The organism is Erythrobacter sp. JB3-1 (assembly GCF_057364995.1).
Genome location: NZ_CP200289.1, coordinates 2,731,272 through 2,743,087 on the forward strand (window position 1 = coordinate 2,731,272; position 11,816 = coordinate 2,743,087).

Genomic DNA, 11,816 nt, shown 5'->3' on the forward strand with positions numbered 1-11,816 from the left:
GCCTTCCATCATGCGTTCTCCAACAAACGGTCTGCTTGCGCGCGGGCCTCTGGGGTCACTTCCGCGCCTGACAGCATCCTTGCGATCTCTTCCTTTCTTTCCTCTGAACTCAGTTTCGAGACCGACGTCTTGGTGACGGTGCCGTTGGAGGCTTTCGCAATCATATAATGCTGCCCGCCGCGTGCGGCGACTTGCGGTGAGTGCGTCACGGCCAGCAATTGCCCCTCGTCGTCGGCCAGCCTTGCGAGCCGCTCTCCAATCGCGCTCGCCACCGCGCCGCCAACGCCGCGATCAATCTCGTCAAAGATCACCGTTGCGGCCCCGCCCTGCTCGGCCAAGGCCACTTTCAACGCGAGGATGAAGCGCGACAATTCGCCGCCCGATGCGATCTTGTTGAGCGGCGCAAAATCGGCGCCCGGATTGGTCGCGATCAGGAATTCGGCGCTGTCCATTCCGGCCGCACCCCATTTTTCCTCGGGCAATTTGCCAACCGCCGTTAGGAAACGCGCCGCATCCAGTTTTAACGGGGCGAGCTCTGCTGCCACGGCCTTGTCCAGTTTCTTGGCCGCTTTGAGCCGCGCAGCATGCGCCTTTTCCGCTTTGGTTAGATAAGCCTCACGCGCCTCGCGGGCCGCCGTTTCCAGCGCGTCCAATTGCGCCTCACCGCCTTCGATCGCATCTAGCTGTGCCCGCATATCGCGCATCAGCCCTGGCAGGTCGTCCACGTCGCATCGGTGCTTGCGCGCGATCGCCCTCAGCTCAAACAGACGCGTCTCAGCGTCGTCCAGAGCTTGCGGATCATGGACCAGAGCATTGCCCGCCTCCATCATCCGGTCTTCCGCCTCACCGGCCTCGATCACTGCGCGGTCGAGCGCCGCCAAAGCCTCGGTCAGCAAGGGGTGCTCGCCAGCGATCCGGTCCAGCTTGCGGGCGGCCACCCGCAAAGATGCGAGCGGCGAATCTGAGCCTTCCCAAATATGGCGCAGCTCTTCCAAATCGCCGGACAGTTTCTCGCCCTTTTGCATGGCAGCGCGAGTTTCTGCGAGGCGAACCTCTTCGCCCGCCTGCGGTTCAATCTCGGCCAGTTCGGCCAAATGGGCGAGCAGCAATTCTTGATCAGCAGCGGCCTGTTCCACCGATCCGCGCGCCTCGGCCAATTGCGCCTCTGCCTTGGCCCATGCCTGCCATGCGCGCTCCAGCCCAGTGAGATCCGTCCCGGCATAGCGATCTAGCAAAGCGCGGTGCCCGCGCGGGTTTACCAGACCGCGATCATCATGCTGGCCGTGCAGTTCCACCAGAGATGCAGAAAGTTCACGCAGTAAAGCAACGCCAGCGGGCTGATCATTGATGAAGGCTTTGGAACCGCCATCGGCCTTAACCTGACGGCGAATAATCAGCGGCTCGCCGGGCTCCAGTTCTATATCAGCCTCATCCAGAATGGCCGCGATAGCAGCAGGGAACGCGCCAAATTCAAAGCTGGCCGTGACGCTGGCCTTGGCTTCGCCCGCACGCACCAAAGAGGTCTCTGCCCGGTCGCCCAGCACGAGGCCGAGGGCATCGAGCAAGATCGACTTACCCGCGCCCGTCTCGCCCGTGAGCACGCCAAGGCCGCGCGTGAACTCTAGGTCAAGCGCCTCGATAAGCACGATATTGCGGATGGACAGACGGGTCAGCATTTCAGCGGGTTTTCTAACCGCTCAAATGCCGCGCGTCACCTGCTGAGCTGAGACAACGAACAGCTTGTTTTGCGCTGCGTGCGTTGACCGAGGTTCTTGGCTGAGTTTTACTCGCCAGCAGACGGGCTAGCCGTGACGCTCTCAGCGCGTGAAATATTGGGCTGATAATGGGTCCACCGCCACGCCTGCGCTGGATCTTTCTGACTGTTTTCGTCAGGCCATTCGATCAGCTCGAAATCATCAAGTTCAATGGTCTTGTCGCCAGCAGCCCGCTTATCCTTGAATCGGATTTTCAGGATCACGCGGAATGCGCGCGCTGCGCCATTGGCTTCTTCTGGTCGGTTGAAATCGAACTTCAAATCACGCCAATCACCGCCACTGACTTCCAGCATGCCAAGAGACACGCCGCGAATAGAGGATGATGGCGCAGCCCCTTCTTGTGGGCGTTCTTTCACGATCAATTCCACCTCGGCATCGCGCGGCAATTTGATCTTGCTCTGCAGAGTAAAACGGGTCGCATAGACATCGCGAATGTAAGAGCGTGAATAGAGATAAGGCAGCTTCGGCCCGCCATCAGGGAGCAGCGCCATATAGCCCTCGCCATTAGCGCGGGTGCGGAAATCAATCGCGGCATTGCGCGACATCCAGAAGCGGTCACCGGCCAGCTCAAACTGGGTGTTTTCAAAGTCCCCGCGCGGGATCATATTGCGGCCATAACTGCCCCGGTCGCTCATACAGGCAGGCGCGAAATGCACTAGATTGAACTCTTTGGGGAAACGGCATTGCGGGCGCTCAATGCCCCTACGCTCGGCCCAAACCGCGGAATGACCACCGGTCTGCGCCAGCACCGTGCCCATCTCTTCTGACAGCCAGTGCAGCCGGGTCAGCACCGCTTGCCGCATGCCGCCGGTCGCCGGAACGGGGCGGTAGTCCAGCATGTTGAGCGGGATTGCCTCTGCGCGCAGGAACTCGCCCTTTTCCAGCCAGACTTTCAACGCATAGGTGACCTGGGTATGCGGATGCTCCTGATCGAACAGGAAGTTGCCGAGCGAATGCGCGATGAGGCCGCCGCGATAAATCTCCAGCCCATGGGTCACGTGCGGGTGATGGCCGATGACCAGCGGAGAGCCCTTTTCAATCGCAGCGCGAAAGCGTGGGAGCGACAGTTCTGATGGCCGGTCGGCATATTCCAGATTGCCGTGGAAATGCATGATCGGGACATATCCAGCACGTCGCTCACGTTTAGTCACGCGCTCAACATCGCTGCGCTTACCCCAGGCCGCACCGCCTTTGGTCTCGGTCGCCGTCTGGTTTGGCGTCCATGTGCCGCGCCATCCGACAAAGCCATAAATGCCCGGCTGGTGCTCAGCGAGATCGAAGCGAGAGGCGCGTTCTGCCTCGGTCACATCCATCCCCGCCCCAGACCATGCGACACCGGCGGCGTCCAAGGCATCAATCGTCGTTTTCAGCCCGGCATCGCGGTAATCGGCGGTGTGATTGTTGCCGAGCGATACGTGATCGATCCCTGCGCGCGCCAGAGCATGCGTCAAACCCTTCGGCGAGAAGAACAGATACTTTTTCGGTGCGGGAGGTCCAGGTTGCTCGTCCGCGACAACAGATTCCAAATTGATAGAGGCGAGATCGCTGGTCTCAAGATAGGGCTTGATGGCGGTGAACAGCTGATCGAGATCGCTGTCGAGCGTGACCTTATCGAGCACAGCTTTCTCACCGCGCGGGGCGGAGAAATAGCGCCTTCCCGCCATGCTATCGCCGCCAAAGAACAGCTCAATGCGGCCCTTCTTGCGCGCGACCAGCTCAATCGGCGGGATCGACAGGCACTCACAGCGCACATCGCGCAGCTCTGCATTGCCGAAGGTTTGCACCATGGTGAAAATGCGCTCGCCTTTGATGTCGACACGGTAATAGGGCGCGATCGGCACGGCGGCGGTGAAATGTCCATCTTTGGCCAGTTCCGTGGGTGCGCCGTTGATCGTTACTGCAATGCCATCAAACTTCACGCCGTCGCGGCGCCCATCTAGCATTCCTCCGATGAGGATTTCGCCTGGACCAGCCTCAGCCCCGCCGACCAATCCGTGATCAGGGTGCGCGGCGGCAGGCGCAGCAAAGCCGGCAGTTGCCAGACAAGCAAACAGCGGCGCGAATAGGTTCAAGCAAAACGAACGTCTCATGGCCGCGCGCTCTAACGCACAGCGGATGACATTTGGTTAATGCTAAGCTAGCAGCGACCTAAGGGATTGCCCCGAGCCCGCACCTGCCGACCGATCAGCTTGGCGAAACGCCCGCTGCGTGGTCTTGAACCAGCTCATAGGCCTTCTCATACCACTCATCACCAGGATAGTTCGCCCCCAACACAGCCGCATACTTCACCGCTTCATTCGGCACGCCCAGCGCCAGGCTGCTTTCCGTCAGGCGGTACAAAGCCTCCGGCGCATGGCTGGTCGTATCGAAGTTCTCCAGCACATTGCGGAACCGCAGATTCGCCGCCAGCCATCGGCCAGAGCGCGAGTAGTACCGCCCAATTTCCATCTCTTTGCCGGCCAAGTGATCATCCACCAGGTCCAGCTTCAACCGCGCATCGGCCGCATATTCACTCGCCGGGAAACGCCGGTTGACCTCACGCAGGGCCGTCTTCGCCTGCTCGGTGATCTTCTGATCGCGGTTCACATCGCTGATTTGCTCGTAATAGGACAGCGCAATCAGGTAATACGCATAGGGCGCATCCTTATTGCCCGGGTGGATCGACAGGAACCGCTGCGAGCTCTGGATCGCCTTGTTGTAATCCCGCGCCACGTAGTAGCTGAAAGCGCTCATCAATTGCGCCCGCCGCGCCCATGGCGAATAGGGGTGCTGCCGCTCAACCTCGTCAAACAGCGCCGCGGCGAGCAGCGTGTTGCCGCTATCCATACGCCGCTTCGCCTCGCCATAGAGCGATTCCACATCCCGCGCGACATAGGCCACGTCTTCATTGGCAGAGCCGCCGCCACACGCCGTGGTAAACAGGGTGGCACCGGCAATACCCGCCAACATGGCAGACTTGCGGAGGATACGGGCGAAAGAGCGAGCGCTATCAGGGGCGTTAGTCATATCCCACCCTATAACCGCGCCTTACGTGAACGCCAAGTGAAGTTGACGCCGCAGACCACACTTCATGCACATCTCTCGCATATCCGCATGGGCCTCGGCTCACCGCACGTGAGCCACACTTGGAACGGCTGGAACACAGTCTTAGGCCAAAATTCCAATCGATCACAACGCGGCTGACTAATCGCTTTTTCCGATCCAGGTTGAGATGCAAGCGCATACCCGCGCCATAGCGCCCTGCGTGGGAGTAGGAAAATGAGAGCGCAGCTGCGCGATATCAAAGCGGCCTGAGTGTTGGATAGCGCTGATCGCTCCGCGTTTCGCAGACCACAAGCCCGACCGGGCGCCCGCAACAGACACACACTCCCGTTCGCCCTGAGCCTGTCGAAGGGCGTACCAAAAAGGCCAAGGCGCTAATACGGCAATGCCGTATACTTTTGTCTTGAAATAGCTACGGCATGGCCGTATAGCTCTCATCATGAGCGTAGCACCAATCCATACGGTGGTCGAAACAGCGGCCTTCACCGCACGCGTGAAAAAGCTGGGCCTTTCACCGCAGGAACTGGCTGCAATCTATGACGAATATGCCCGCACGCCGGATTATGGAAAGGTCATCAGAAAGACCGGCGGACTGCGCAAAGGTCGGGTTGCGAAGTATGGCTCTGGTAAGAGCGGCGGCTATCGCGTGTTCAGCTTTTTCGCCGACCGCGACAACCCGGTCTTCCTGCTGTGGGTGCTCGACAAAAAGGATGACGACACGCTGACCGATGAACAGGAAAAACTGTTTAAGGCGCTGACCACAAGGCTCAAGAAGGAGTTGAGGACATGAAGGACGAAGATTTTGCCGGAATTGCCGCCGGTCTGAAGGACGCAATCGCCTTCGTTCAAGGCGACACCACCAAGGGCCGCGTTGCCGCTGGCCCAGATGTGAAGGCTATCAGGGCCAAGACCAAACTTAGCCAAGTGAAGTTCGCCGACAAACTGCGCGTGCCCGTCGCGACTTTGCGCGATTGGGAGCAAAACCGCCGTTCACCCGATGCGCCTGCTCGGACGCTGTTGGGAATGGTAGATGCTGATCCAAAGGCGGCGCTGGAGCTGATTGAGCGGGCGTCTTAAGCCGAATTTTCTGAATCCGTTTGATCTGACAGAACAAAGTCAGCGATTTCATCTGCTATTTCTTCGACAGTAAACGTAGCAGTGTTTCTTGCCACCTTGTCACCCAATGATGGGCTAAAGTCGATAACCTCCTTCTTTGTGATCTCATGCCAGATTGGCAACATAACTTGCTGCCCGTCGACGCTCCGTGTGACAATCCCATCAAGTTCGTAGTTGGTCCAACCTTTGGCCAAGAATCGAGGCGATAAAACCACCACCCCAAACCGGCTGGCAACCAGACCTTGGTCGATTTTTTGACGCAAACTATCGCCGATCTTGAGCTCGAATTCATCATACCAAACACTTAAACCAGCTTCGCGAAGGGCATGAGCCGAAGGTCTTACAACCTCTTCTTTATCCTCGGAAGCATGTGAAATAAAGACGTCATACGCCCTGTTTTCTTTACCAGCCAGCATAGGCTCTTCTCTGAGAAGGCCTGGTACGCTAGAAAGTGGAGCCTCATTTGCAGTCGGTAACGCTCCTGGCAAAATCCTTATTGATGAACGCGTGTTGTTACGAAGACCGGCAAGATCAACCGTCACATGCCAACGACCTGAACGAGGAATTGTCAGTCTAAGTGGTGACCGCTTGACCAAACCGCCAGCATAGCGGTGTGCTTTGCCTCGCTTGTATTTCGCTAAGTTAGCTGAATCCATCAATCGAACATTTGCTCCTGCCGTCAACGTCACTTCAACAGTCGTTCCTCGATCTTGTTGGCCAAGATCATAGTGAGTGAATTTCATGTTCAAGCCCCTCAACAATCAGGAAGCATAAGAAGGTTGTTCGGCGGAAAACCATCGCCCTCAGTTGTGAGAAATTCCCGCCCTGAGTTCGTATGGCGCCGGACTTCAACCCGCACAACCCTTCCAAAGGCGGTCACGGTAAAGCGATTTTCCGGATTTTTCACAAATCGAATTACGTCATCAATCTCAAAGTAGCCCTGTCCCTCAATCATAAAGCCATCCATGCGCCGGTCAGCGTCAGCTCCATCTTTACGACTGTGGGTAATTCTGTAGTTAGCCATGTGTACAACCTTGTGTAAAACAAGCGGTCGCTTGACTGGCTGTCAGTGTCGTTGCCAAAGGCAAGACATCCCGAACACGGGACACCATCCACCGCAACCGCTCAGGAAACCGGTGGGTGAAACGGGGGTCGAGTTACCGCTCGATCCCCAATTCACGTCTATAGATTGGATTGCATTGGCACTCTCGTTCTTCAAGTGCCAACAATACTCAATCCACAGTTTTAGCTAACTATTGCGCCAGACGCTTGTCATTTACTTAGTCACGCGCCGTTACGCGTTTGATGTTGATCGATCAGCGACCAACACAAAACCGTCTGTGCTGAGCTTGTCGAAGCACTGCACTTCTTCTGGCTGAGCGCAACAAAAGTAAAAACAGCCCTTCGACAGGCTCAGGGCGAACGGAAACTAAGTAGGTCAATTGTCTAAGCTCACGCGCCTTCTCCGTCTCGGACAGGCATGACAGCCCAATCAATAATAAACGTCATCCTGAACTCGTTTCAGGATAACATCGGGTGGCGCCTTGCTGAGAAGGTTATCCCGAAACAAGTTCGGGATGACGGATGGCGCGGGGCTTCGCCTTCTCCGTCGCGGCCCGGCTTCGCATTTGCCCTAAGGCCAAATGCTCCGCTGGCCCGCCCCGTCGATCCTCGACGCTGCGCGCCGAGGTCGGCCGGAATACGCGATGCGCTAACGCGCACCGGCTTCTAACTTGTCGCTTTCAACGAAAGCTCCGGCGTTAGGCGCCTTCGCTATTCTTCCCCCATCCGCAGCGCAGCGATAAACGCCTCCTGCGGAATGCTCACATTGCCGTACTCGCGCATCTTGGCTTTGCCTTTTTTCTGCTTTTCTAGCAGCTTCTTCTTGCGGGAAATATCGCCGCCATAGCATTTCGCGGTCACGTCTTTGCGCATCGCCGAAATCGTCTCGCGGGCGATGATCTTGCCGCCGATCGCGGCCTGCACCGGGATCTTGAACAAGTGGCGCGGGATCAGGTCTTTCAGGCGTTCACACATCCCGCGGCCGCGCTCTTCCGCGACGCCGGAGTGTACGATCAGGGACAGGGCATCAACCGGCTCATTATTGACCAGAATGTTCATCTTCACGAGGTCGCCTTCGCGCAGGCCAATCTGCTCGTAATCAAAGCTCGCATAGCCGCGCGAGATTGATTTGAGACGGTCGTAAAAATCAAACACCACCTCATTTAGCGGCAACTCATAGGTCACCTGCGCGCGCCCACCGACATAGGTCAGATCGGTTTGAACCCCGCGCCGGTCCTGGCACAGTTTCAGGATCGCCCCGAGGTACTCATCCGGGGTGTAAATCACCGCCTTGATCCACGGCTCTTCGATCATTTCAATGCGGTTCACATCCGGCCAATCGGCGGGATTGTGCAGCATGATTTCCTTCGCGTCCTCGTTCTTCGTCTTGCCCAATTGCAGGCGGTAAACGACCGACGGCGCGGTGGTGATCAGATCAAGGTCATACTCGCGGCTGAGGCGTTCCTGGATGATCTCCAGGTGCAGCAGGCCAAGGAAGCCCGCGCGAAAGCCAAAGCCCAATGCGGCGGAGCTTTCCATCTCGAAACTAAAGCTGGCGTCATTGAGGCGAAGCTTGCCGATGCTCTCGCGCAGCTTCTCAAAATCCGCCGCATCGACCGGGAACAGGCCGCAGAACACCACCGGCTGCACTTCTTTATAGCCGGGCAGCGCCTCGCTCGCCCCGCCCTTCACCGTGGTGATCGTGTCACCCACGCGGGCCTGCTCCACCTCTTTGATCTGCGCGGTGATGAAACCGATCTCGCCCGGGCCCAGATCCTCCAGATCCTCACGCTTCGGGGTGAAGCAGCCGACGCGGTCGACAAGGTGCTGCGTGCCGCCTTGCATAAAGGTGATGTTCTGGCCCTTTTTGAGGAAGCCCTCGATCACGCGAACCAGGATGACCACGCCAAGATAGGGGTCGTACCGGCTGTCGACGAGGCTCGCCTTCAGCGGCTTGTCACGCTCTCCGGTGGGCGGCGGGATTTTGGCGACGACGGCCTCCAGCACGTCTTCGATCCCGATGCCGGTCTTCGCGCTGGACATGACCGCTTCGGAGGCATCAAGGCCGATGACTTCTTCGATTTCCTCACGCACGCGTTCTGGCTCTGCGGCGGGCAGGTCGACCTTGTTGATGACGGGCACGATCTCGTGATCATGCTCGATCGATTGATAGACATTCGCGAGGGTTTGCGCCTCCACCCCCTGCGCGGCGTCCACGACCAGCAAGGCGCCTTCGCACGCGGCCAGGCTGCGGCTCACTTCGTACGCGAAATCGACATGGCCCGGCGTGTCCATCAGGTTGAGCTGATAGGTCTCGCCGTCCTTCGCCTTGTAATTAAGGCGCACGGTCTGGGCCTTAATGGTGATCCCGCGCTCCTTCTCAATGTCCATGTTATCAAGGACTTGCTCAGACATCTCGCGCGCCGTCAGCCCGCCCGTGAATTGGATCAAGCGGTCGGCCAGAGTCGACTTCCCGTGATCGATATGAGCGATAATTGAGAAATTGCGGATTTTTGAAAGGTCAGTCATTGGCTGTGCCAATTAGCGGGCCGCGCTGCCCATGTCATTCGCGAAAATCGCAACACTCCCAAAAGAGCGTGCAAAACCCGCAGGTTTTAGGCCACTTCTGGCCTCGGTGTGTTGGCATAGCCGAACTGCGGCACACTTGCGCCGCCTTGGCCAAGCATCCCGCCTTCCATGCCTTTATAGCTCCCTTGCGAGAGCGCAGCCAAGGGCGCACCGGCAGAGGCCAACGCATAGGGAGAGACCCGGTTGCGCGTGCACAGCCCGCCCGAGCCATCGTCGATCAGTGGTTGTTCAAATTCGAGCCCTTGGGTGTCAGCATTTGAGCGGATCACGGTCGCCACGGCCAATTGGCCGCCGCCTAGATCGACGACGAATTGCGTGCCTTTAGGAACCTCTGCCAGCCCCTGAATCAAAGCGCCGGTCTTGGACAGATTGCGCAAGGTGACTTCATAGGAGTGATCATCGTGGATCACTTGGATCTTGCGGAAGACCGTGCGGCGGCGCGCACGCTTGGTCCGGTCGCTGTCAGGTTCGATATTCCACGCTTCATCAGTCAACGCATCAAACACAGCATCGATCGCGATCGGATCGGAGTAAATCGGCCCCTGCAGATAGGAAATACCGCATTCACCCAGCACCCGGTGCAGCTCCATAGACTCAATGCCGTTGGCGACAGTGTTCATGTCCAGCGCACCAGCCAGCGCGACAATCGCCTTCACCAGGCCCAGCTCTCGGCCATCTTTATCCGAGGCTTCTGCGATTAAGCGTTCGTCTATCTTGATCGTATCGAAAGGCGCGCGGCGCAGGTAGGCCAGTGAAGAATAGCCGCTGCCGAATTCATCAAGCGTCGGCTGGACACCTAGCTTAAACAAAGCGGCCAAGGTCCGGTCGACACCATCCGTGTCCCCGAAGAAAACCGCCTCGGGTATTTCCAGCTCAAGCCGAGCGGCCGCAATGTCCGCCCCTTTCAGAGCATCGGCGACGCCATCGACAAAGCCCTCTGAATTGAACAATTGCACCGGTACATTGACCGAAACACGCACAGTTTCGGGCCAGTTTGCAGCATCGCGTGCAGCCTGCTCAATCGCCCAGCGGCCCACTTCTACATTCTGGCTGGAGCCCTCAAGGATCCCGGCAAACTCATCTTGGTCGATCTCGCCGCGCTGCGCATGATTCCAGCAGATATGCGCCTCTAGCGACTCCACGTTCATGCCTTGGGCTGCAACGATCGGTTCGTATTTGAGGAAGAGCTGTTCTTCGCGCACCGCCTCGCCAAGACCCTCTTCAAGGCGGCGGCGGAAGATGGCTTCGTTTTCAAGTTCGCCTGAGAAAAAGCGGTATTGGCCGCGCCCACCGTTCTTGGCTGCATAGAGAGCAAGATCTGCTGCGCGGACCACCTCTTCGCGGGTCACGCCGTCATGCGGCGCGATGGCGATGCCCACCGACGCCCCGATGACGCAGCGCCCTTCTTCGAGAGAATAGGGCTGCTTGAGCATCGCAATGATCTTCATTGCGACCTCGCCCAAGATGCCGCGATCATCCATGTCAGGTAGCAGGACTTGGAATTCGTCCCCGCCTAATCGGCCAATCTCGCACTCGTGATCAATCGAGCGTTGGAGCCGCGCCGAAACCTGCCTCAGCAATTCATCACCCGCCGCATGGCCGAGCGTGTCGTTGACGTGCTTAAAGCGATCAAGGTCGAGCATCAGTATGGCGCAATTGCGCTTAGCTGCCTGGAACGCCGTCAGCGTGGACTCGATGATATGCGCCATCCGGTGGCGGTTTGCGAGGCCTGTTAGAGAATCGAATTTGGCGAGCCGTGAGGTCTCTTCCTCGTGGTGAAATTCTTGCGTGATATCCGCGCCGGTTCCGCGAAAGCCGGTAAACCGCCCCCGATCATCTTCGACGGGCCTGCCAGCCAAACGCAGCACGGCATTGGTCTTTCCGCTGGCCGCTTCGACGACAAAACCAGAAAACGATTTGCGCGCGCCAAGCACAAGGGGAAGCGATTTTGTCCGCCCATCCCCGTCGCGCGGATTGAAGACGCTCGCCAGCGGCTGCCCAATCAGCTCTTCCAGCGGAACATCAATACAATCGGCCAAAGCGCCGCTGAGATAGGTTAGGTTGCCATCCGCATCACTAGCCCAGAACCAACCCAATCCGGAATGTTCCAAGTCCTCGAGCATCGCCAGTTTTTCGTCATCGGAAAGCGCAGAAACCACACGTTCACGCTTGCTGCGCGCCGAGCCAGTTCCCCCCATCGATGACAAGAAACCCTTCAGGGCCACTTTTGCA

At 58.1% G+C, this 11,816-nt stretch carries 9 protein-coding genes; 2 read left to right on the forward strand and 7 right to left on the reverse strand.

The window, feature by feature from the left end; genetic code table 11:
• Positions 1–8 precede the first annotated feature (8 nt).
• From recN to AC0V6M_RS13020, 3 genes are all read right to left on the reverse strand, one after another.
• On the reverse strand, positions 9–1,676 hold the full coding sequence (gene recN / locus AC0V6M_RS13010; protein ID WP_486139225.1) for a DNA repair protein RecN: 1,668 nt from the start codon (positions 1,674–1,676) through the stop codon (positions 9–11).
• A gap of 107 nt (positions 1,677–1,783) precedes the next feature.
• Complete coding sequence (locus AC0V6M_RS13015) at positions 1,784–3,865, reverse strand: CapA family protein (RefSeq protein WP_486139226.1); 2,082 nt, start codon at positions 3,863–3,865, stop codon at positions 1,784–1,786.
• 94 nt (positions 3,866–3,959) lie between these two features.
• Positions 3,960–4,781, reverse strand: a complete 822-nt coding sequence (locus AC0V6M_RS13020; protein ID WP_486139227.1) for an outer membrane protein assembly factor BamD — start codon at positions 4,779–4,781, stop codon at positions 3,960–3,962.
• Between the two features lie 475 nt (positions 4,782–5,256).
• On the opposite strand from AC0V6M_RS13020, the gene AC0V6M_RS13025 reads away from it, so the two are divergent.
• A complete protein-coding gene (locus tag AC0V6M_RS13025; RefSeq protein ID WP_486139228.1) occupies positions 5,257–5,607 on the forward strand; it encodes a type II toxin-antitoxin system RelE/ParE family toxin in 351 nt (116 codons plus the stop codon).
• Entirely contained in the window at positions 5,604–5,894 is a 291-nt protein-coding gene (locus AC0V6M_RS13030) for a helix-turn-helix domain-containing protein (protein ID WP_486139229.1), read from the forward strand. The genes AC0V6M_RS13025 and AC0V6M_RS13030 overlap by 4 nt, the downstream gene beginning before the upstream one ends.
• Here AC0V6M_RS13030 and AC0V6M_RS13035 read toward each other — a convergent pair.
• From AC0V6M_RS13035 to AC0V6M_RS13050, 4 genes are all read right to left on the reverse strand, one after another.
• Positions 5,891–6,676, reverse strand: a complete 786-nt coding sequence (locus AC0V6M_RS13035) for a DUF1883 domain-containing protein (RefSeq protein WP_486139230.1) — start codon at positions 6,674–6,676, stop codon at positions 5,891–5,893. The genes AC0V6M_RS13030 and AC0V6M_RS13035 overlap by 4 nt on opposite strands.
• Before the next feature lie 11 nt (positions 6,677–6,687).
• Positions 6,688–6,957, reverse strand: a complete 270-nt coding sequence (locus tag AC0V6M_RS13040; RefSeq protein WP_486139231.1) for a DUF3892 domain-containing protein — start codon at positions 6,955–6,957, stop codon at positions 6,688–6,690.
• A gap of 749 nt (positions 6,958–7,706) precedes the next feature.
• Complete coding sequence (gene lepA, locus AC0V6M_RS13045; protein WP_486139232.1) at positions 7,707–9,524, reverse strand: translation elongation factor 4; 1,818 nt, start codon at positions 9,522–9,524, stop codon at positions 7,707–7,709.
• Positions 9,525–9,610: 86 nt separating this feature from the next.
• Entirely contained in the window at positions 9,611–11,782 is a 2,172-nt protein-coding gene (locus tag AC0V6M_RS13050) for a putative bifunctional diguanylate cyclase/phosphodiesterase (protein WP_486139233.1), read from the reverse strand.
• Between the last annotated feature and the right edge of the window lie 34 nt (positions 11,783–11,816).

Coding starts and splice junctions, on each gene's coding strand:
- recN (WP_486139225.1), bottom strand. CDS start 1,676: ATGCTGACCCGTCTGTCCATCCGCAATATCGTGCTTATCGAGGCGCTT.
- AC0V6M_RS13015 (WP_486139226.1), bottom strand. CDS start 3,865: ATGAGACGTTCGTTTTGCTTGAACCTATTCGCGCCGCTGTTTGCTTGT.
- AC0V6M_RS13020 (WP_486139227.1), bottom strand. CDS start 4,781: ATGACTAACGCCCCTGATAGCGCTCGCTCTTTCGCCCGTATCCTCCGC.
- AC0V6M_RS13025 (WP_486139228.1), top strand. CDS start 5,257: ATGAGCGTAGCACCAATCCATACGGTGGTCGAAACAGCGGCCTTCACC.
- AC0V6M_RS13030 (WP_486139229.1), top strand. CDS start 5,604: ATGAAGGACGAAGATTTTGCCGGAATTGCCGCCGGTCTGAAGGACGCA.
- AC0V6M_RS13035 (WP_486139230.1), bottom strand. CDS start 6,676: ATGAAATTCACTCACTATGATCTTGGCCAACAAGATCGAGGAACGACT.
- AC0V6M_RS13040 (WP_486139231.1), bottom strand. CDS start 6,957: ATGGCTAACTACAGAATTACCCACAGTCGTAAAGATGGAGCTGACGCT.
- lepA (WP_486139232.1), bottom strand. CDS start 9,524: ATGACTGACCTTTCAAAAATCCGCAATTTCTCAATTATCGCTCATATC.
- AC0V6M_RS13050 (WP_486139233.1), bottom strand. CDS start 11,782: ATGGGGGGAACTGGCTCGGCGCGCAGCAAGCGTGAACGTGTGGTTTCT.